Origin of the sequence: Pseudochelatococcus lubricantis (genome assembly GCF_011762225.1) — a bacterium.
Classification (GTDB): domain Bacteria; phylum Pseudomonadota; class Alphaproteobacteria; order Rhizobiales; family Beijerinckiaceae; genus Pseudochelatococcus; species Pseudochelatococcus lubricantis.
The window spans coordinates 193,997-214,738 of record NZ_JAASQI010000008.1 but is presented as its reverse complement, the minus strand read 5'-3'; the positions used below and the strand labels follow the sequence as shown (position 1 = coordinate 214,738).

The following is a 20,742-nucleotide window of genomic DNA, read 5'->3' as shown; positions in this document are numbered from 1 at the left end:
CGAAACCCTGAAAGTCGCACCCGCCACCTTGACGGACGTTGCCGGTAATATGGTCTGCATCGCAGCCCGATACAAGATATTTGACGTTACAGTGCGTTAATCCCGCCGGATGTCAGCGCTCCCGCAAATAGGGGGCCGGCTTCTGCGCGAGGATGCGCCACGTGCCCGCAAGCGCCAGCGCCACGGCGACGATGACGGCCGCCGCGGCGGCGGCGAGCGCCGGCGCGGGCTGGTATGTCAGCGGCAGGCGCATCACCTGCGTCATGATCAGCACCGCCGCGGCGCTGCCCGCCAGAAAGCCCACCGCGGCCGAGGCGCCCGCAACCAGGCCGTATTCCAGCAGGTAGGCCCGCAGCAGGCGCCCGCGCGTGGCGCCGAGCGTCTTCAGGATCACGGCGTCGTAGAGCCGCGCCCGGTGCGAGGCCGCGAGCGCCCCGCCGAGCACCAGCGCGCTCGCCGCGAGCGCCACCGTGCTAGCGGCCGCGATGGCGACGGCAAGTTGCCCCACCATGTCGTTGACGGCCTCCAGCACATCGCGCACCCGCACGCTGGTGACGGCCGGAAAGCGCGCCGCGACCCCACGCACGAGCGAAAGGCTGCGGGCGGGATCGGCCCCCGCCGGTTCCGTCAGCGTGGCGAGCAGCGTATAGGGCGCGCCGGCGAAGGTGTTGGGCGAGAATACCATGACGAAGTTGATGCCGAGCGAGCGCCATTCCACCGTGCGCAGGTTGGCGACGGTCACCGCGACCTCGCGGCCCAGCACGTTGACGACGACCGCGTCGCCCACGCCGAGCCCCAGTTGCCGCGCAATCTCGGCGTCGAAGGAAACGAGCGGCGGCCCGGCATAGCCGGGCGGCCACCACTCGCCCGCCACGAGCCGGCTTCCCTCAGGCAGCGACTCGGCGAAGGTGATGCCGCGGTCGCCCTCCAGCACCCACGCCACTTCCTCGGGCCGCGTGTAGTCCTGCGCGCGGATGCCCTTGAGGGAGACGATACGCCCGCGGATCATCGGCACCTTCTCGACGACGGCGCCCGGTATGACCGTGTTCAGATAGGCGCCGAAAGCATCCGCATCCTGCGCCTGCACGTCGAGAAAGAAGAAGGCCGGCGCCCTTTCCGGCAGCGCGCGCGTGAGTTCCCGCCGCAGGCCGGCGTCGACGAGGGCGAGCGTGACGACCAGCGTCACACCGAGCCCCAGCGAGAGCACGAGCGCCGGCGTCAGCGCGCCCGGCCGGTGCAGGCTGGCGAGCGCCAGCCGTCCCGTCGGGCCGCCGAACGGCGGCATCGCGCGCGCCGCCCGCATCAGCCCTGCAGCCACGGCGCGCAGCAGCAGGAAGGCGAGCCCGGCCGCCAGCAGGAACACGGCGGCCACGCGCGGATTGTGCGCCAGCGCGAGCGCCACCAGCACCAGCAGCGCGCCGGCCGCGATGGCGGCGATCCGGTATCGCCGCCGCACGGGCGTTTGCGCCGCCTCGACATGATCGCGAAACAGCGCCGCCACCGGCACGTCATGCGCCCGCCCCACCGGCACCAGCGAGAACGCGAGCGCCGTCAGCCCGCCGTAGAGCGCCGCCGCCAGCAACGGGCCGGGCGCCAGCCGCGCCTCGATGGGCAGCGGCAGCAGCCCCTGCCCCGCCCACGCCGCCACGAACGGCATCGCCGCCCCTGTGGCAAGGCCGAGCAGGATGCCAAGCCCCGCGATCAGCATGACTTCAGCGAGCGCGATGGCGACAACGAGGCTGCCCGAGGCGCCCACCGCCTTCAGCGTCGCCATGGTGACGCGCCGGCGGTCGACGAAGCCGCGCACGGCATTCGCCACCCCCACGCCGCCGACGAGCAGCGCCGTCATGCCCACAAGCGTCAGATATTGCGTGAACTGCCCGATGTTGCGCTCAAGCTGGGGCGCGGCGTTGAGCCGGTCGCGGACACGCCAGCCGTCGTCGGGAAACGCCGCCTTCGCGCGCTCCTCGAAACGGACGAGCGCGCCATCGTCCGCCTCGCCACCAGGCAGCAGCAGCCGGTAGGAATGGCGCACGATGCTGCCGGGCTGCAGCAGGCCCGCACGCGCGAGCGCTGCGTCAGAAACCATGAGGCGCGGGCCGAAGCCGATACCGGCCGCGATCTTGTCCGGCTCGCTGTCGAGCGCCGCTCGCACCTCCACGGTCAGTTCACCGATCCGCAGGCTACCGCCCACACCGATGCCGAGCCGCGCCAGCAGGGCGGGATCGGCCAGCGCGCCGAAACGCCCCCGCGCCTCGTCGAGCATCGCGGAGCGCGCCAGCGGCGGTGTCGTCGCCAGCTCCCCGACGAGCGGATAAGCATCGTCGACGGCCTTCAGCTCGACGAGCACCGCCTCGCCGTTCTCCGCCACCGCCATGGCGCGCAGGTCCGCAATCGCCGAGACGGTCCCCTGGGCGGCGAGGAAGGCCCGCTCCCGGTCGTTCGCCGGCCGCTGCGTCAGCGCCACCGCCACGTCGCCGCCCAGAATGGCGCGCCCTTCCCGGCCCAGACCGTCGGAAAGCGCGCTGGCGACCGACCCGACGCCGGCAATCGCGGCAACGCCCAGCGCGATGCACGCGAGGAAGATGCCGAACCCGCGAAGCCCGCCGCGCATGTCGCGCATGGCAACGCGCAGGATCAGCGCCAGGCGGCGGGGATGGCTCTTGTTCCCGAACGATCCGTGCATCGCTCAGCCCGCCTGTGCTGCCGGATCGTGCTCGATCAGCCCCGATCGCAGCCGCACCGTGCGGTCGCAGCGCGCCGCCAGTTCCGGATCGTGCGTCACCAGCACCAGTGTCGCTCCCTCGTCGCGGCGCAGCGCGAACAGCAGGTCGACGATGGCCGCGCCCGTCGCCTCGTCGAGGTTGCCGGTAGGCTCGTCGGCCACGATCAGCGGCGGGCGGCCCACCACGGCGCGCGCGATCGCCACGCGCTGCTGCTCCCCGCCGGACAGTTGCGCGGGGTAATGGCCGAGGCGCGCGCCGAGGCCCACCCGCTCCAGCGCCTTGCGCGCACGCGGCAAGGCCTGCGGCGTGTCCGCCAGCTCCAGCGGCAGCGCCACGTTCTCCAGCGCGGTCATGGTCGGCACCAGATGGAACGACTGGAACACGATGCCGATATGGCGGCCGCGAAAACGCGCCAGACTGTCCTCATCGAGATCCGTGATGTCGTGGCCGTCGATGATCACCCGGCCGGAATCGGCGCGCTCCAGCCCGGCCAGCGTCATCAACAGGCTCGACTTGCCGGAGCCTGAGGGGCCGACGAGCCCCACCGCCTCGCCCGCGCGCACGTCCAGCGACACGCCCTTCAGCGCCTCCACCCGCGCGGCGCCGCGCCCGAGGCTGAGGCGCACCGCGCGCAGGCGCACCATGGCCGGAGCATCGGCAGCGGAACCGGGGGAGGCGTCATGCGCGGGGGCGATCGTCATGGAGGGACTGCTTTCGGCAAAATGTACAGGGGCGCACAGGCCCCGAATTGTTGCATCGACACTGTCGCATAAGTGCAGGATAAACGTCCTATCCGGAAAACGACAAGGGAGTGCAGCGTGCGCCGGCCATCCGTTCATAAACATCATCGTGATCAGCGCGTGCCGGCAGCGCCGGGCTTTCCCGCTTTCATCGCCCTCTTCGCCACTATCGCAGCCTTCATCATGACCGGCCTCGCCCCCCTCCCCGCCAGCGCGCAGACGCCGCTGCGCATCGTCGCGTTCGGCGACAGCCTCACCGCCGGCTACGGCCTGCCGCCGGAAAGCGCCTTCCCCGTACTGCTCGAAGCGGCGCTGCGCGCGCGGGGGCACAACGTCAGCATCGCCAACGCCGGCGTCTCGGGCGATACCACGACCGGCGGTCTCGCGCGGCTCGACTGGTCGGTGCCAGACGGCACGGACGCCGTCATTCTGGAGCTCGGCGCCAACGACATGCTGCGCGGCATCGATCCCGCCATCGCCCGGCAGGCGCTCGACGCCGTCATCACCCGCCTCAAGGCACGCAACATCGCCGTGCTGCTCGCCGGCATGCGCGCCGCGCCCAATCTGGGACAGGCGTATGCGGAGCGGTTCGAGAAAATCTATACCGAGCTTGCCAGCAAGCACGATCTCGTGCTTTATCCCTTCTTTCTCGATGGAGTAACTGGAGATAACGCCCGCGTCCTGCCGGACGGCCTCCACCCCAACGAAGCCGGGGTGAAAACCATCGTCGAGCGCATCCTGCCAACTGTCGAGAAATTCATCGTCTCGCTGCAGGCAGCGCGCTGAACCCCGCCTCGGGCCGCCCACCCGTCCGGTTTCCTGTCATCCTTCCTTCGGAGGCACAATGCCGATACAATACCGCAAACTCGGCCGCACGGACCTCACCGTCCCCAGCATCACGCTCGGCACCATGACATGGGGCGAGCAGAATACGCAGGAGGAAGGCCACGCGCAGCTCGACTACGCTTTCGAGCGCGGCATCAACTTCCTCGACACCGCCGAGCTTTACGCCATTCCGCCCCGCGCCGGGACGCAGGGCAGCACCGAGCGCATCATCGGCAACTGGTTCCAGGCGCGCGGCAACCGCGACAAGGTCGTTCTGGCGACGAAAGTAGTCGGCCGCTCGCCCAACACCTGGTTCCGCGACGACGGCGCGACGACCGAACTCAGCCGCAAGCAGATTTTCGAAGCCGTCGACAAGAGCCTAGGCCGGCTGCAGACCGACTATATCGATCTCTACCAGCTTCATTTCCCCGACCGCGCGGTTCCCGTCTTCGGCTCCGTCCCCACTGTTTTTCGCGATACGCGCGGCGAGGTGCAGGAAAATCCGATCCCCGAGACTCTCGACGCCCTCGACGACCTCGTGAAAGCGGGCAAGGTGCGCTACATCGGCGTCTCCAACGAATCCCCGTGGGGGCTGATGACGTTCCTGCATCACGCCGAGGTGCGCGGGCAGGCGCGCGTGCAATCTATCCAGAACGCCTATTCGCTCGTCAACCGGGTCTTCGAGACCGGGCTTGCGGAAATCGCCCTGCGGGAGCAGGTCGGCCTGCTGGCCTATTCGCCGCTGGCGCAAGGCTATCTCACCGGCAAGTATCGCAACGGCGCGCTGCCAGAGGGATCCCGCAAGCGCCTCTTCGACCGCCTGCAGCGCTATGAAACGCCCGGCGCGGAGAGCGCCATCGACGCCTATCTGGACCTCGCGGCGGAACTCGGCATCGATCCGGCGCAGCTCGCCATCGCCTTCGTGCACAGCCGCTCCTTCGTCACCTCGACGATCATCGGCGCGACGTCGATCGCGCAGTTGAAGGCCGACATCGATGCCGCCGACATCGACATCACGCCCGAGATCGAGGAACGGATCAACACCATCCACCTGCGCAACGGCAATCCCTGCCCCTGAACGGGAAAAGGCAACGCCGACGCTTGTCGCGCGGGTCGGGATCCACCATTTCATGGGGGCGGCCCGGCCGGGATGAGTCCGGCCGGCCATGAACGACGGTTATCGAGACATGCTGGGAGACGGCCCGGTGGAAGAGCCCCTTGCCCGCCCCCTGACGGGGGAAGAGATGGACGCCATGCGCCGCGCTGCGCGTGACGAGGAAAGCGTCACACGCTCGTTCTGGAAATCGCTGCGGCGTGTGGTCAACAACACGCCCTTCGCGGAGGATCTGGTGGCGGCGTTCCTCTGCGCGAAGGATCCGCAGACACCGGCGCGGGTGCGCTATCTGCTGCTCGGCGCGCTGGGTTACTTCATCCTGCCCTTCGATGCCCTGCCGGACATTCTGCCCATACTCGGCTACGGCGACGACATCGCCGTGCTCGCGGCGGCGTTCGGCGCAGTGGCGGGTTCGATCAGGCCCGAGCACCGCGAACGCGCGCGGGACATCCTCTCCGACAGGAAATGAAACAGGGCGGGCTTTGCTTGCCCGCCCCGACTTGTATTCATGATCGCGACGTTTTTCGCTTCAGCCAGAAGGCGAAAAACCGGAAAGCCTTCAGGCGCTGGGGCGTTGAGCAGCCGTGCCGTCGGCCGAGAAGGCCTGGATTTCCGGCGCGGCAAGGCCGAGCACGGTCAGTGTGTGCTCTGCGATCATCAGGCCCTCGTTGGTGCGCACGATGTAGACGCGCACGCGCGACAGCGGCGAGGAGATAAGGCGGGCGTTGCGGTGGTTGGCCTCCTCGTCGAGGTCGATGCCGATCCACTGCATGCCCTGCAGCACGCGCTCGCGCACGCGCCAGGAGTTCTCGCCGATGCCGCCGCAGAACACCATCGCGTCGAGGCCGTCAAGCGCGGCCGAGAGCGCGCCCACTTCACGGCGCACGCGGAACACGAAGTAGTCGATCGCCTCACGCGCCTCGCGCTTGTCGGAAGCCTCAAGCTCGCGCATGTCCTGCGAAATGCCGGAAAGGCCGAGCAGGCCGGACTTCGAGTAGAGGATCTCGCGGATTTCGGACGACGACAGGCCCTTCTGGTCGAGCAGATAGAGCAGCACACCCGCGTCGAGGTTGCCGCAGCGCGTGCCCATCGGCAGGCCGTCGAGCGCCGAGAAACCCATCGTAGAGGCGATGGAATGGCCGTAGCGCACCGCGCACATCGAGGCGCCGTTGCCGAGATGGGCGATGACCACGCGGCCTTCCGCATCGAGCGGGGCGATCTGCTTCAGGCGGCGGGTGACGTATTCATAGGACACGCCGTGGAAGCCGTAACGGCGCACGCCCTCGTTATAGTATTCGCGCGGAATGGCGAAGGTGTCGTTGACGAAGGGATGGCCGCGGTGGAACGAGGTATCGAACACCGCCACCTGGGGCACGCCCGGAAAAGCCGCCTGCGCGGCGCGGATGCCGGCGACGTTGTGCGGCTGATGAAGCGGCGCGAGCGGCGTCAGCTCTTCCAGCGCCGCGACGACATCGTCATTGATCTGCACCGGCTTGGTGAAGCGCACGCCGCCGTGCACGACGCGGTGGCCAACGGCCACGACCTCGGTGCCGGGGAAGGTGTCGTCAATCCATTTGAGGATCAGGTCGACCGCCTGCGTGTGCGTCGAGATCGCACCGCTCGCCTTGTCGAAGTCCTTCTCGCCGAGCGACTGGCCCTCGCCGTCCTTGGCGGTGAAGCGGGAGACCGAGGCGCCGAGGCCCTCGACCTGCCCCGTCGCCATATTGACCGGTTTGCCTTCGGTAACGTCGAACACCACGAACTTGATGGAGGATGAACCTGCGTTCAGAACGATCAGGGTCTTGGACATGGGAAATCCTTTGGCGAGGCGATAGTTTGCAGCACGGCAAGAACTTTCGGGGCGGAAACCGCGCGAAAAAGAGGGCCGGTCCCCTGAGGAACCGGCCCCGATCGCATCATTCCGCGGCGTCGGCGACGGTCTGCTCGGCGGGCTCGAAGGCCCTGCCGTTGCGGCGCCAGTAGTCATAGAGCTGCGCCAGAGCCGCCGAAGCCAGACGCGCCCGGTCGTCGTCGGCGCGGCTCGTGAGCATCACGGGCGCCTTGGCGCCCAGCACGAGGCCGGCGGCTTCCGCGCGTGCCACGAAGGTCAGTTCCTTCGCCAGCATATTGCCCGCCTCAAGGTTCGGCACCACGAGGATTTCGGCGCGGCCAGCCACCAGCGAGGCGATGCCCTTGGTGCGCGCTGCTTCCATGTCGATCGCGTTGTCCATCGCGAGCGGACCGTCGACGATGCCGCCCTGGATCTGGCCGCGCTCGGCCATCTTGGACAGCACGGCGGCGTCGAGCGTCGAGGGGATGTTGACGTTGACCGTCTCCACCGCCGACAGCACACCCACGCGCGGCTCCTTGATGCCGCAGGCGATGGCGAGGTCGATCGCGCTCTGCGTGATGTCAACCTTGGTCAGCAGGTCGGGCGCGATGTTGATGGCCGCGTCCGAGATGAACAGCAGGTGGTCGAGGGTGGGCACGTCCATGACGAAGGTGTGGCTGATGCGGCGGGAACCCCGCAGACCGCCTTCCTTCTTCACCACCTGGCCGAGCAGTTCGTCGGAGTGGATATTGCCCTTCATCACCGCGCGGGCCTCGCCCGAGTGCACCAGCTCCACGGCCTTGGCCGCGGCGGCGCGGTGGCTCTCGATCTCGATCAGCCTGTAGCCGCTGATGTCGACGCCGAGTTCCTGCGCCGCCTTCTCGATGGCCACGCGGTCGCCGATCAGGATCGGGATGATGAGGCCCTTGCGCGCCGACAGCACCGCGCCGCCGAGCGAGTTGTGGTCGTCTGGCGACACGACGGCGGTCGGCAGCGGCGGCAGCTGCGCCGCGATTGCCACCAGCTTGCCGAAGTGGTCATGCTCATCGAGGATCAGTTCCGGAAGCTGGCGCGCATCCGCCACGATCGTCTCGATGGGCGCCTCGATTTCCGCGATGCCTTCCGCGACCAGCGCGCCGCCTTCCTTCGTCACCCGCGTCTCGAAGGTCGCGAGCGGCTTTTCGCCCTTCTGCGTGCAGCGCACGGAAGCAATGAGCTTCTCGCCCAGATGCACGCGCTCGTGGAAGGCGAGGTTCTGCACGCGGTAGAGCGTGCCCGGCCCCGGCAGGCGATTGCCCAGCACGGCCGAGATGAGCGAGCCTATCCACATGGAGGGCGCAAGCGGCTGCGCCCCCTCGTTGCCCGGCAGGTTGGCCGGGTTGATGTTGCCCGTCACGTGCGCGAACAGGTAGAAGTCCTGCGCAGAAGCGGTGCGCTCCACCGAAGCCTCGTCGCCGACCTGGAGTTCATCCCAGGTCGTGTTGCGAACGGTCGTCTGTTCCGTCATGGTCCTGTCTCCTTCAGCGACCGGCGGTCATTCCGCGGCTGCGATCGCAACCGGCCGGGTATGCGGGGCAGCGGCGAAAGTCGCTTCGATTTCCTGCAGCTTGACGAGCGCGGAAGGATCGATCTCCTCGCGCGTCGGGCCGGCGATGGAAACCGCCACTTCGATGGCGCGCTGGCGCTCGTTCGGGTCCTTGATGAGGTCCGGCAGCGTGGCGAGCGCTTCGCCGGGCTCCAGTTCCACGATCACGCTCTGCTCGTGGATGAGACGCGCGCGGGCGGGTTCGCTCAGGGTGTCGAACGGCGCCGTCTGCGTCAGCACCTGCGCGGAACGGGCGAGGCGGGTGCGGCGCACCGCGCCGCCACGAGCCTTCGCCAGGAAGATCAGGATGCGCACGACGCCTTCGGCGAAGCCGCCCTCGGCCACGCGGCCCAGGATGGCCTGCACCTCGGCGCGGGCGCGCAGATCTTCCTCGGGATTGTCGCTCTGTGTGGCGCGGCGGCGCAGCTCCTCGTTGCCGACCGCCTGCATCCACGGGGTGTCGTAGATCGAGATGAAGGCGAACTCCTTGAGGGCGTCACCGATGTCGCGCCACGTGTCGAGCGTGTTCTCGATGGCATCCGCCCACACGTTCTGCAGCGCGAAGAACGGGTTGTTCGGCTTCACCGCGTGGCGGTTCTCGCGCACCTGCTCCGCCATGCCGGCAATCGGGGCGACGAGGGGGTTCTGGTCGGAGACCGAGACGCGCTGCACGCGCGGCCAGGCCGACTTGAAGTACTGGTCGGCGCTCTGCGGCGTCACCAGCGAGCGGATGATCGGACGCATCGTCAGTTCATAGAACTGGGCGCCGAGTTCCGAGTAGCGCGCCACGGCGGCGAAGGCGGCATCTTCCGAGCGGCCGTCATCGAGCGCCTTGATGTCGTCGATGGTGCGCGGTTCGAGGCTGATGTGCAGGCGGTCCTCGCCGTCCTCCAGCACCAGCTCGTACAGACCCGGCGACAGCGCCTCGATGGCCTCGATGGTGTCGGTGATGGCGCCGTGCTCACGGCCGGCGACCTTGGCCGAGACGAAGATACCCAGATGGCCGATGGTCTTGTGGACGATGTAGATGATGCGCTGGCCGCGCGCCTTGATGTTCTCCGTCGAGCCGTACAGGTCGACGATCCAGTTCAGCGCCTGCTGCGGCGGGGTGATGTTGTCGCCCACCGAGGCGAACACGATCACCGGGCAGGCGATGTCGCGCAGGTCGATGTTCTTGTGGCCGAGCTTGGACACGCCGGTGCCCAGCTTGTTGCCGATGAACAGGTCCTCGACGATCCAGCGGATTTCGGCCTCGTTCATGAAGAAGAAGCCCGACCACCAGCGCTCGAACTCAAGGAAGCGCGGGCCTTCCGTGTCCGCCTTGGCGTAGAGGTTGTAGTACTTCTTCCACCAGGTGTTGCCGGGGCTCATGTTCTCGAAGTTGGTCACCAGCGACGAACCGTCGAACACGCCGTTGCCGAGGTCGGACGAGATCAGCGCCGGCACCACGCCACCGCCAAGACCGCCGGAATAGCGCATCGGGCTGCCGCCTTCCTTGCCGGCCCAGTAGGACAGCGGCGCGCCGCTGATGGCGACGGCGCCCGTCTTCTCCGGGTTGGAGGAAGCGAGCAGCATGCTGGCCCAGCCGCCCTGGCAGTTGCCGATCACGACCGGACGCGGCGCCTTGGGGTGGCGCTCGGCGATTTCGTTCAGGAACAGGCCCTCGGCCTCGCAGACGTCAGCGATGGTCTGGCCCGGTTCCGGCTTCGGACGGAACACCACGAAGTAGCAGGGATGGCCCGCATGCAGCGCGACGCCCACCTGGCTGACGGGCTTCATGCCGCCAATGCCGGCGCCGTGACCGGCACGCGGATCGATCACCACGAAGGGGCGCTTCGTGTCGTCAACCGTCACGCCGGGGGGCGGCAGGATGCGCAGCAGCGAGTAGTTGACGGGGCGCGCCAGCGAGCGGCCGTCGACGATCGTCTCATACTCGAAGTCGAGCACCGGCGGCATGCCGGCCGCCTCATGGGCGAGATAGTTGTTGCCGCGCTGGCGCAGGATGTCGAGGTACAGCACGCCGCGCTCCACCGCGTCGGCGGCGTATTCGACCCAGTCCTTGCCGAGCGTCAGCGGGTCGATCGCGACCAGCGTCTGTTGGTTGCGCGAGAAGCGATCGATGGCCTCGTTGGTGTGGGTCGAGACGATCGCCCGGCTGCTCTCGGACAGATTGTTCGCCAGTCGCTGCGCGGTCGAGATCTGATCGTCGACGATCTTCGCGACCTGTGCAATCCGTTCATTCAGGACGTTATCTGTCTGCGTCATGTCCCACTCTCCATCCATTGCTGCATCTATGGCCGGCACCATCGCCGGTCAGCCACCAATCCCGTCAGACCGTCCGGCGCACGCGCCGGTGAATACGCCATTCTGCATACACGATCAGCATGCACATCCGAGCACGGCCGATATCCTGCCATGCGCCACCGGAAGGAACGGATACCCGCCCTTGCCCGCCGAAAGCGCAATAAAAACAGAAACGCTGAAAGCATTCGAGCCGTCCGGGGAAACAGAAATGCCTCAACGTCCGCCGCGCATCGCCCATGCTTGCCGGATACTCCACCCGAATTTGCGTTGACGTGCCTTGACGCTACACAAACCGGGGGCAAAATTCCGGGTTGCAAAAGAACGATACCCGCCATTCCGCAAGTCTGTGCCATAACCCAATAACGGTGACATGACAGCCGCCGCGCGTGCAGCGGATTCCGGACGATAATTCACCCCCGTGCCGAGGGCATGCGGAAGCCGAGGCATGCAACCACAGGTCGCAGCCGGACGCGCCGCCAGGGGAATACAGGTGGAGAAACACAGACAGTTGTTTTCGATGGACAAGCGGACGAGACGCAGGGCCCTTCGGGCAGGATTCGCCGCTCCCGGAATCGCTATCCCGCTCTCCGTTCAAGCGTCCGGTCAAGCAACGGGTGAGCCTTCCGCATCACGCTCCCGCTACGGCAGGCTCGCCGCATCGGCGGTTGCGCCGAAACGCCAGCGCAGGCCGATGCGCAGGTCGTGCGAGCCGCTTTCCTTCAGGGCAAGGCCCGGCGCGCGCCGTGTGCCGGCATCGAGATAACGGTATCCCACATCGATCGTCACCGACGGCGTGACCTCGACGGCGAACCCGCCCATCAGCGCCCAGACGAAGCCGGAGCGCGTTCCGCCGGAGCCGAAGGCATCATGGCGGGAAAATCTGTCCCAGCCGATGCCGGCACCCGCGCCGATATAAGGAGTGACGCCATACCACGTGCCGATGTCGGCATAGACATTGGCCATCACATTCGCGCCAGATAGATGCGCATGTATGCCGTCCGGCGTCCGCACCCGGGCGCGGGAGCGATATTCGGCCGTAACGTCGCCACGCAACAGAAAACCGAATTTGTAGCCGATGCCGACGCCCGCGATCACCGGCCCGGACAACGTCGGGTTGAAGCGCCCGTTCGCGGTGAGCGCATCGCCGGCGGCCAGCGCGCCGAAGCCGGTGTCGATCCTGAAATAGGCCGCGTGGTCAGGTGTGCTGAAGAACGGGATCGAATCGAGGTCCGGTGCGTCGGGCAGGGCGCCATCGGCAGCGGCCGTGAAGGTCGCGCCATCGGAGAATTCGGGCTGGAGCAGATTGTCACCGGCCCGCGCCGCACCGGGCGCAGCCACTTCGGACAAGGCCAGCACCGTCACCAGCGCCGCCGCACCGCACCACGAATTCCCTGTCGCCATCTGTCGCGCGCCTCCATCCGGCCCCTGAACTCGCAAGGGACCCGGAGGCACTTTTACCCATCATGGTAAACAAGAAATTAACCTTGTTCGTTAACCATGGGGATGGATGGGGAAAGCTCCTTCAGGCGACAGCCTTCGCCAGCGCCTGAACGATATCGTCGACCACCTCGTCGACGAGATCGCGGTCATCGCCCTCGCCCATCACACGGATGACAGGTTCCGTGCCCGAGGGCCGCACAACCAGCCGCCCGCCCTCGCCCAGCCGCTCGCGACCACGTTCGATGACCGGCGAGATCACGGCGTCGGACGGCGCGGCACCCTTGGCGAAACGCACGTTCTTGAGCACCTGCGGCAGCGGCTCGAACAGGTGGCAGACCTCGCTCACCGGTCGGTTGCGCCGGCGCACTACCGTCAGCAGTTGCAGCGCGGCCAGCAGGCCATCCCCCGTCGTGCCGTAGTCGGACATGATGACATGTCCCGACTGCTCGCCGCCGAGGTTGTAGCCCTCGGCCCGCATCCGCTCCAGCACGTAGCGGTCGCCCACGGCGGTGCGCGCCAGGTCGAGGCCGATATGGCGCAGGTAGCGCTCGAAACCGAGGTTGGACATCACCGTCGCCACCACGCCCGGCCGCGACAACTGCCCGTCTTCCTTCCATTGGGTGGCGATGGCCGCCATCAACTGGTCGCCGTCGACGACCCTGCCCTTTTCGTCGACCACGATCACCCGGTCGGCGTCGCCGTCGAGAGCGATGCCGATGTCGGCGCGCGTCTCGTGCACCTTGGCGATCAACGCGCCCGGTGCGGTGGAGCCCACATCCCGGTTGATGTTGAAGCCGTCCGGGTCCACGCCGATGGTGACGACATCGGCGCCGAGTTCCCACAATGCCTCGGGCGCGACGCGGTAGGCGGCGCCGTTGGCGCAGTCAACCACGATCCGCAGGCCATCGAGGCCGAGGCCGGCCCCGCCGCCGTTCCCCCTGCCGTAGGACAGGGTGCGCTTGGCGAACTCGATGTAGCGCGCATGCACGCCCTCGATGCGCTTGGCCCGGCCGATGCGCTCCGGCGAAGCGAGCCGCAGCCGCAGATCGGCGCCGATCAGCGCCTCGATCTCTGCCTCGACATCGTCGGACAGCTTGTACGCATCGGGCCCGAACAGCTTGATGCCGTTATCCTCATAAGGATTGTGCGAGGCGGAGATCATCACGCCCAGGTCGCAGCGCATGGAACGGGTCAGCATCGCCACGGCCGGCGTCGGCATGGGGCCGAGCAGCAGCACGTCCATGCCCACCGACGTGAAGCCGGCAACCAGCGCATTCTCGATCATGTAGCCTGAAAGGCGTGTGTCCTTGCCGATCACCACCCTGTTGCGATAATCTCCGCGCTGGAAGATCAGCCCGGCCGCCTGCCCGACTTTCAGGGCCAGTTCCGGCGTGATGGCCGCATTGGCGCGGCCACGGATGCCGTCGGTTCCGAAATAGCTTCGCGTCATCTGTCTTTTCACCTGCGCTGAGCCTGTCTATCGGGTTGCCTGCGCAGAATATGCGTCCCGTTTGGCTGAATAAACCGTAAAGAAGCCGCCATACGCTGAAATCTGTTCAAAAATTGTAAGCAAAAATGTCACCCCACAGGCAAACGGCCGGATGGTTCCGGCCGTTCATGACATGACGATGCAGGAAGCGCCGACGGGCGCGGGCTGCTACGACTGCGGCTGCGGCTCCAGCCCCGGCTCGTCCTTGGGCTTGTTGCGCCCGGCCGACGGCACCGGCGAACCGCGCGAGGGTGTGGGCTCGCCGGAGTCGCGCACCGGCGGCTTACCGTTGAGCATGTTGACGATCTCGTCGCCCGTCAGCGTCTCGTACTCCAGCAGCCCCTGCGCCAGGGCTTCGAGGTCGGCACTCTTCTCGGTCAGGATGCGCCGCGCCTCCCGCAGCCCCGCCTCCACGAAGCGGCGGATTTCGGCATCGATCTTCTGCGACGTGGCTTCCGACACATTCTGCTGGCGCCCGACCGACATGCCGAGGAACACCTCGTCCTGATTCTCGCCGTACATGACGGTGCCGAGTTCCTCCGAGAAGCCCCACTGCGTCACCATGGCGCGCGCGAGCCGCGTCGCCTGCTGGATGTCGGAGGCGGCGCCGGAGGTCACCTTGTCGTGGCCGAAGATGAGTTCCTCCGCCACGCGCCCGCCCATCATGATGGCAAGCCGCGAGGTCATCTGCTCGTAGCTCATGGAGAGCTTGTCGCGCTCCGGGAGCTGCATGACCATGCCGAGCGCCCGCCCGCGCGGGATGATGGTGGCCTTGTGCACAGGATCGGTCGCGGGCACGTTGAGCGCCACGATGGCGTGGCCGGCCTCGTGATAGGCAGTGAGGCGCTTTTCGTCCTCGCTCATCACCAGCGTGCGCCGTTCGGCGCCCATCATGACCTTGTCCTTGGCGTCCTCGAACTCGGCCATGGTGACGATGCGCTTGCCGCGGCGGGCGGCGAGCAGGGCCGCCTCGTTGACGAGGTTCATCAGGTCAGCGCCGGAGAAGCCCGGCGTGCCGCGCGCGATGGTCTTGAGATCGACGTCGGGCGCCAGCGGCACCTTGCGCACGTGGACGCGCAGGATACGCTCGCGGCCCAGCACGTCCGGGTTCGGCACCACGATCTGGCGGTCGAAGCGGCCGGGACGCAGCAGCGCGGGGTCGAGCACGTCAGGCCGGTTGGTGGCGGCGATGATGATCACGCCCTCGTTGGCCTCGAAACCATCCATCTCGACCAGCAACTGGTTGAGAGTCTGTTCGCGCTCGTCGTTGCCGCCGCCCAGGCCCGCGCCGCGATGGCGGCCGACCGCGTCGATCTCGTCGATGAAGATGATGCAAGGTGCGTTCTTCTTGGCCTGTTCGAACATGTCGCGCACGCGCGAAGCGCCGACGCCGACGAACATCTCCACGAAGTCAGAACCGGAGATGGTGAAGAACGGCACGTTCGCCTCGCCCGCGACGGCGCGCGCGATCAGCGTCTTGCCTGTGCCGGGCGGGCCTACGAGCAGCACGCCGCGCGGGATACGCCCGCCGAGGCGCTGGAACTTCTGCGGATCGCGCAGGAACTCGACGATCTCCTGCAGATCTTCCTTGGCTTCCTCGACGCCGGCGACATCCTCGAAGGTGACGCGCCCGTGCGCCTCGCTGAGAAGCTTGGCCTTCGACTTTCCGAAGCCCATGGCGCGTCCCGCGCCGTTCTGCATCTGGCGCGACAGGAACACCCACGCGCCGATAAAGACGATCAGCGGCAGCCAGTTGACCAGCAGCGCGATGAACCACGGCGTCGAATCGCTGGGCGGACGCGCCGTGATCTGCACGCCCTTCTCGGACAGCCGGCTGACGAGGCTGGGGTCATAGGGCGCGTAAGTGCGGAAGGTGCCGCCCGTCTTGTACGTGCCGGTAATTTCCTGGCCGGAAATGGTGACGGTAGCGACGCCGCCGCTTTCCGCATCGTTCAGAAGCTGGGAATAGGGGATCTCGTTGCTGCTGCCGCGCTGACCCGGGTTCTGGAACAGGCTGACCAGAGCAAGCACCAGCAGGAATATGATGACCCACAGGGCGAAATTCCGGAAATTGGGGTTCATCGTGTGTCTGTTGTCCCGCGTGGTTGAAAGGCTGAGCGCCTTTGGAACGATAGCATATCTGGCGATAATCTAGGTGCCGTGGCCGCGCTTGCCAAGGTCCTGATAGGAGTAACCGGCAAGAATCGCCATCTTCCGGCCGTTCTCCTGTAACCGACGGACAGTTTTAGGCCTTCCGACTGCCCGTTTCAACGCCCCGGCGGCGCTCCGGTTCCCGCCGGATATCGAGTTCGCCGCTGCGAGCGATCCTGACGACGGCATGGTGGAGCGTGCGCCGCAGCATGTTTCCCTCTTTCGTCGCGTCGCGCAGCGCCTCGACGAGGCGCTCCAGCCGTTCGAGCCGCAGCGGTGCATTCGTCCCGCCCCCGGCGACTGCCTCGACGCCAAGCGCCACGCAGCGCAGCACGATCTCGTCCGGCTCGCGCCACAGATCGGCGCCGATCGTCAGGCGGTCGCCCTCATGGCGCGCGAGCGCGGCATATCGCTGCACCGCGACCGCCGCCAGCGCGGCATCCGCGCGGGCGCAGCGCGCGGCGAGCAGGGCAAGCCGCGCCGTCGTCAGGCCGAGCGCCTCGCGCTCCGGCGCCAGCGCGCGCAGCCGGGCACGGGTGAAACGCGGGTCGCGGTTGGCAGGATCGTCGACGGCCTGGATCCCTGCCTCCCGCACGATCGCGTCCAGTCGCGCCCGTGTCAGTCCAAGCAGCGGCCGGGCCAGAACAAGAGGCCCCCCCTCCCCCACCGTCGCCTCGTCCAGCGCGCGGCAGGGGCGCATGGCCGCGAGCCCGCCGATGCCACTGCCGGCAGCAAGGCGCATCAGCACGGTTTCCGCCTGATCGTCGGCATGGTGGGCGGTGACGATGTGGCTCGCGCCGGCCTCACGCGCCGCCTGCGCCAGCAGGCCATATCGCGCCGCGCGCGCCGCCTCCTGGATACCCCGGGCGGGTTTTTCCCCGCGCCAAACCAGTACGCGCGCCGGCAAGCCCATGGCGCATGCAAGGTGCGCCACCATGTGTGCCTCGTCGGCGGCGCTGGCGCGCAGCGCATGGTCGACGGTCGCGACCGTCATCGCCGGAAAGGATGCTCGCCCGGCCACTTCTCTCCAACGCGCGGCGAGCAGAAGCAACGCGAGCGAATCGGGACCGCCCGAGACCGCGAGCACCAGACCGCGCGCCGCGAGCAGCGGCGCGAATAACGCGGCAACGTCCGCATCGGCGATTGCAGCGAAGGGTCCGCGGGCGGAGAAAACGCTGTCGGCAAAGGATGGATCGGCTTCGGCCATGGATGCGGCGCGGTCGGCGCGTCTCTTCGAAAACAGGGGCTCAGGCGCAATTGGCGCGGCTGCGGGCGCGGCCGAGCGCGGCCTTGACGTCGGCGCCGACATTGGGAAACTTCCGCGTGGTTTCGGAGAACGTCGCGCAGGCCTGATCGCGGGCGCCTAGCGCATCGAGCGACATGCCAAGCTTCAGCATGCCCTCGGGCACACGGGGGCTGTCGGCATAGGCGGTGCTCAGCTTGAGATACTGCTCCGCCGCCTCGCGGTAGCGGCCGCGAAAGAAATAGCTCTCACCGAGATTGAAGGTGGCGTCGGGCGCCAGCTTGTCGCGCGGATGGCTTTGCAGGAACTGGCGGAAGCTCATCTCCGCCTCCTCATACGCCTGCCGGCGCATCAGGGCGACTGCCGCGTCGTAGCTCGCACGCGGATCGCCGGGCGCGGTGGCGGCCACGGAAGGAATCGGCGCGGCGTCTTCCGCCCCGGCGGTCCCGTCGCTGGCCGTCGCCGATCCGTTACGGCTCTGACGGGAGGCGACGCCGGCAACGGCGCCGAGATCGAGCGGGCGCCCCGGCCCGGCAAAGCTCCCGGCAGGCTGTTCGCCGGCGATGGATGCGTTCACCTGCGGTTCGGCCCGCTTTTCCGTGCTTTCTCCGGCGGCGGCGACCGCCTCCCCCTCGGGCTGCGCCGGCATCTCCGTTCCCGCTGCTGCTGCATCGGCCGGAAGAGACGACGCCGGCGGAGCCGGCGTCGTTGCTTGTATCGTCGGGGAAGCGTCCTGCGGACCGAGGTCCGACCGTTTCTGCTTCGGAGGGGCGGGCTGCGCACCCGAGCCCTGCTGCTCCTGGAAGCGGAATTCGACGTCCTCCTGGAAGCGTTTCAACTGGTCCTGCAGGCGGCGATTCTCGAACTGGAGCTTCTCGACGGTGCCGGAAAGTTCGCGCACCTGGTTTTCCAGCCGGTTCAGGCGCAGGAAGAAATCGGTGCTGTCCTGCGCCCTCGCGGGCAGGGCCGCCGCCACGAGCAACAACGCCGGCAGCACGAGAGCCGCGAGCGCCAGCCCGGCGCGGGAAAAAAACAAACGACGTGCGGTCATCAGCAAAGAACCTCGTCCTTTTCTACACGATGGCATAAACCACAGACAGGCATTCTTACCCGAAACCATTCACCGCGTCATTTCAAAGCGCCGCCAGGGCCGCTTCCCGGGAGGGAAACGGCCCGATGGCACGCCCTGCCCGGCCGCCGCCGCTGTCGCGCCGGCGAGCCGTCGTCACGAGCCGGCCGGGCGGTCGAGAACAGTGACGGCGCGGCGGTTCTGCGACCAGCAGGAAATGTCGTTGCAGACAGCGACCGGCCGTTCCTTGCCGTAGGAGACCACGCGGATGCGGTTCGAGGTGACGCCGCGCGAGACGAGGTAGTCATAGACGGTCTGGGCACGGCGGGCGCCGAGCGCGTAGTTGTATTCGCGCGTGCCGCGCTCGTCGGCGTGACCCTCGATCAGGAACGTGTAGTGCGGATAGCGCTGCAGCCACACGGCCTGCTTGTTGAGCGTCGCGACCGCAGTCGACGTCAGGTCGGTGCTGTCGGTCTCGAAGAATACACGGTCGCCGACGTTGACGACGAAATCCTGCGCGGAGCCCGGCGTCGACGCGCCCGCGCCGTAAAGGCCTCCCGCGCCGCCGGCTCCCGCCTGGTCCGTCTTGTTGGAAGCGCACGCGCCGAGCGCCAGCGTCGCCGTGATGACGGCAGCCGCCTTGAGACCGGCGGAAACCCTGATACCGAACATCGTCTAATCTCCTGGAATTGAATGGGGTGCCTTGAACCGTATGACGTGAAAAGCCTGGAGCGCGTTTCGATCGAATGGAATCGTTTGATCGATAATAATCGCTCGAAATCAAAGAATTAGATCATGTCAGTGTTTCCGTGAAACGATGACGTGATCTAGCGCAGATCGCTCAGCAGCGGCGACCAGGCGGGATCGGATGCGTAGGACGGCGTCGGTATCTGCGTCCTCACGCGGCCGGTGACGTCCACCATATAGAGTCGTCCGCCGCCCTGTCCGCCGGGATCGGAGAAGAACATGATGAATTGGCCGTTGGGCGCCCAGGTCGGGCTTTCGTTGTGGAAGCCCTCCGTCAGGATGCGCTCGCCGGAGCCGTCCGGCTTCATGATGCCGATCGCGAACTGGCCGCCCCGCTGACGGGTGAAGGCGATGTAGTCGCCGCGCGGCGACCAGACCGGCTGGCTGTAGCGCCCCTCGCCGAAGGAGACGCGCTGCTGGCCGGAACCATCCGCGCCCATCACGTAGATTTGAGGTCCGCCGCCGCGGTCCGACTCGAACACGACGCGGCTGCCGTCGGGCGAGAAGGAGGGCGACGTGTCGATGGCGTTGGTCGAGGTGACGCGCGTCGTGGTGCGCGAGCGCAGGTTGATCGCATAGATATTGGCGTTGCCGCCTTGCTGCAGGCTCAACACCACGCGCTGGCCGTCAGGCGCGAACTGGGGGCTCGACGTCATGTCCGGGAAGCTGCCGACGACTTCGCGCTGCCCTGTCTCGATATTGAGGAGCTGCACGCGGGTGCGTTCATTCAGCCGCTGGGACATGAAGGCGACTTCCTGCGACACGGGCGAGAAGCGCGGCGACACCACCAGCTCCTCGCCGCGCGTCAGGTAGCGGAGGTTGCCGCCGTCCTGATCCATAACGGCAAGCCGCTTGCGGCGGTTTTCCTTGCTGCCGGTCTCGTCGACGAAAACGACCCGCGTGTCGAACATGCCCTTGAGGCCGGTGACGCGCGTGAGCACGGCGTCCGAAATGATATGGCCGATGCGCCGCCAGTTCACCGGGTCCGTATAGAACTGCTGGCCGGCGAGCTGCTGGCCGGCGAACACGTCCCACAGGCGGAATTCCACGCGGATACGCCCGCCCGATTCGCGCACGGCGCGGCCGGTCACGAGGCCCTGCGCGTTGATGCTCTGCCACGACGCGAAATCCGGCACGGCGTCGAAGTTGACGGACTTCTCGATAAAGGTCGAGGGGTCTAGCGGCGCGAAGTAGCCGATGCGGCGCAGGTTCGCGGTAATGACCTCGGTAATGCCGGCGGCAACCTCCGGATCGCCCGAGAAATCGACGACCGCGATGGGCAGCGGCGCGAATGTCGCGCTGTTGAGCGTAATCGAGATTTCCGCCCGCGCGGCGGGAATGGTCAGACCGACCGGAAGCATCGCCAGCAGGGCAGCGGCGATCCGGGACAGCAGGAATTTCATCTTCATCGTCGCCAGTCTCTTGATCACGGATTGTCCGGCCGGCAAGGCCGCGGGCAGCGGCGTGCCCGCCCCCGC

General features: G+C 67.5%; 15 protein-coding genes. 3 read left to right on the top strand and 12 right to left on the bottom strand.

Going from position 1 to position 20,742, the window contains the following annotated elements; all coding sequences use genetic code 11:
* Positions 1-112 precede the first annotated feature (112 nt).
* Positions 113-2,686: an ABC transporter permease gene (locus tag FHS82_RS16535; RefSeq protein ID WP_166954815.1), complete on the bottom strand. Its 2,574-nt coding sequence runs from the start codon at positions 2,684-2,686 to the stop codon at positions 113-115.
* 3 nt (positions 2,687-2,689) lie between these two features.
* Positions 2,690-3,370 (bottom strand): ABC transporter ATP-binding protein, encoded by a 681-nt coding sequence (locus FHS82_RS16530; RefSeq protein WP_377700138.1) that lies wholly within the window; start codon positions 3,368-3,370, stop codon positions 2,690-2,692.
* 279 nt (positions 3,371-3,649) lie between these two features.
* Between FHS82_RS16530 and FHS82_RS16525 the strand changes: the two genes are divergently transcribed.
* The 3 genes from FHS82_RS16525 (at position 3,650) to FHS82_RS16515 (ending at position 5,874) form a co-directional block, all read left to right on the top strand.
* A complete protein-coding gene (locus FHS82_RS16525; protein ID WP_166954872.1) occupies positions 3,650-4,252 on the top strand; it encodes an arylesterase in 603 nt (200 codons plus the stop codon).
* Between the two features lie 64 nt (positions 4,253-4,316).
* Positions 4,317-5,369 (top strand): aldo/keto reductase, encoded by a 1,053-nt coding sequence (locus tag FHS82_RS16520; RefSeq protein ID WP_166954870.1) that lies wholly within the window; start codon positions 4,317-4,319, stop codon positions 5,367-5,369.
* 88 nt (positions 5,370-5,457) lie between these two features.
* A complete protein-coding gene (locus tag FHS82_RS16515; protein ID WP_246225383.1) occupies positions 5,458-5,874 on the top strand; it encodes a YkvA family protein in 417 nt (138 codons plus the stop codon).
* Between the two features lie 90 nt (positions 5,875-5,964).
* Here the strand turns inward: FHS82_RS16515 and FHS82_RS16510 are convergent, their stop codons facing one another.
* From FHS82_RS16510 to tolB, 10 genes are all read right to left on the bottom strand, one after another.
* Complete coding sequence (locus FHS82_RS16510) at positions 5,965-7,215, bottom strand: acetate/propionate family kinase (RefSeq protein WP_166954811.1); 1,251 nt, start codon at positions 7,213-7,215, stop codon at positions 5,965-5,967.
* Positions 7,216-7,321: 106 nt separating this feature from the next.
* The gene (locus FHS82_RS16505; RefSeq protein ID WP_166954809.1) at positions 7,322-8,743 is read right to left on the bottom strand and encodes a bifunctional enoyl-CoA hydratase/phosphate acetyltransferase; all 1,422 of its coding nucleotides are present in this window, start codon (positions 8,741-8,743) and stop codon (positions 7,322-7,324) included.
* 27 nt (positions 8,744-8,770) lie between these two features.
* Positions 8,771-11,086, bottom strand: coding sequence for a DUF3141 domain-containing protein (locus tag FHS82_RS16500; RefSeq protein ID WP_166954807.1), 2,316 nt, complete (start codon positions 11,084-11,086; stop codon positions 8,771-8,773).
* A gap of 678 nt (positions 11,087-11,764) precedes the next feature.
* Positions 11,765-12,526, bottom strand: coding sequence for an outer membrane protein (locus tag FHS82_RS16495; protein ID WP_166954805.1), 762 nt, complete (start codon positions 12,524-12,526; stop codon positions 11,765-11,767).
* Between the two features lie 121 nt (positions 12,527-12,647).
* Positions 12,648-14,015 carry a phosphoglucosamine mutase gene (gene glmM, locus FHS82_RS16490; protein ID WP_166954803.1) on the bottom strand — a complete coding sequence of 456 codons (1,368 nt, stop codon included), beginning with the start codon at positions 14,013-14,015 and terminating at the stop codon, positions 12,648-12,650.
* A gap of 207 nt (positions 14,016-14,222) precedes the next feature.
* A complete protein-coding gene (ftsH, locus tag FHS82_RS16485; RefSeq protein WP_166954801.1) occupies positions 14,223-16,136 on the bottom strand; it encodes an ATP-dependent zinc metalloprotease FtsH in 1,914 nt (637 codons plus the stop codon).
* A 163-nt stretch (positions 16,137-16,299) separates the two neighbouring features.
* Positions 16,300-17,412: a tRNA lysidine(34) synthetase TilS gene (tilS, locus tag FHS82_RS16480; RefSeq protein WP_166954799.1), complete on the bottom strand. Its 1,113-nt coding sequence runs from the start codon at positions 17,410-17,412 to the stop codon at positions 16,300-16,302.
* 40 nt (positions 17,413-17,452) lie between these two features.
* Positions 17,453-18,499 carry a tol-pal system protein YbgF gene (gene ybgF, locus FHS82_RS16475; RefSeq protein ID WP_166954797.1) on the bottom strand — a complete coding sequence of 349 codons (1,047 nt, stop codon included), beginning with the start codon at positions 18,497-18,499 and terminating at the stop codon, positions 17,453-17,455.
* Positions 18,500-18,673: 174 nt separating this feature from the next.
* Positions 18,674-19,189: a peptidoglycan-associated lipoprotein Pal gene (gene pal, locus FHS82_RS16470; protein WP_166954795.1), complete on the bottom strand. Its 516-nt coding sequence runs from the start codon at positions 19,187-19,189 to the stop codon at positions 18,674-18,676.
* Positions 19,190-19,344: 155 nt separating this feature from the next.
* Entirely contained in the window at positions 19,345-20,667 is a 1,323-nt protein-coding gene (tolB, locus tag FHS82_RS16465; protein ID WP_377592057.1) for a Tol-Pal system beta propeller repeat protein TolB, read from the bottom strand.
* Positions 20,668-20,742: the final 75 nt, after the last annotated feature.

Bases quoted from the DNA above. Each gene is read 5' to 3' on its own strand.
- FHS82_RS16525 (WP_166954872.1), top strand. From the start codon at position 3,650: ATGACCGGCCTCGCCCCCCTCCCCGCCAGCGCGCAGACGCCGCTGCGC.
- FHS82_RS16515 (WP_246225383.1), top strand. From the start codon at position 5,458: ATGAACGACGGTTATCGAGACATGCTGGGAGACGGCCCGGTGGAAGAG.
- ybgF (WP_166954797.1), bottom strand. From the start codon at position 18,499: ATGACCGCACGTCGTTTGTTTTTTTCCCGCGCCGGGCTGGCGCTCGCG.
- pal (WP_166954795.1), bottom strand. From the start codon at position 19,189: ATGTTCGGTATCAGGGTTTCCGCCGGTCTCAAGGCGGCTGCCGTCATC.
- ftsH (WP_166954801.1), bottom strand. From the start codon at position 16,136: ATGAACCCCAATTTCCGGAATTTCGCCCTGTGGGTCATCATATTCCTG.
- FHS82_RS16530 (WP_377700138.1), bottom strand. From the start codon at position 3,370: ATGGTGCGCCTGCGCGCGGTGCGCCTCAGCCTCGGGCGCGGCGCCGCG.
- FHS82_RS16500 (WP_166954807.1), bottom strand. From the start codon at position 11,086: ATGACGCAGACAGATAACGTCCTGAATGAACGGATTGCACAGGTCGCG.
- FHS82_RS16510 (WP_166954811.1), bottom strand. From the start codon at position 7,215: ATGTCCAAGACCCTGATCGTTCTGAACGCAGGTTCATCCTCCATCAAG.
- FHS82_RS16505 (WP_166954809.1), bottom strand. From the start codon at position 8,743: ATGACGGAACAGACGACCGTTCGCAACACGACCTGGGATGAACTCCAG.
- tilS (WP_166954799.1), bottom strand. From the start codon at position 17,412: ATGGCCGAAGCCGATCCATCCTTTGCCGACAGCGTTTTCTCCGCCCGC.
- glmM (WP_166954803.1), bottom strand. From the start codon at position 14,015: ATGACGCGAAGCTATTTCGGAACCGACGGCATCCGTGGCCGCGCCAAT.
- tolB (WP_377592057.1), bottom strand. From the start codon at position 20,667: ATGAAATTCCTGCTGTCCCGGATCGCCGCTGCCCTGCTGGCGATGCTT.
- FHS82_RS16535 (WP_166954815.1), bottom strand. From the start codon at position 2,686: ATGCACGGATCGTTCGGGAACAAGAGCCATCCCCGCCGCCTGGCGCTG.
- FHS82_RS16495 (WP_166954805.1), bottom strand. From the start codon at position 12,526: ATGGCGACAGGGAATTCGTGGTGCGGTGCGGCGGCGCTGGTGACGGTG.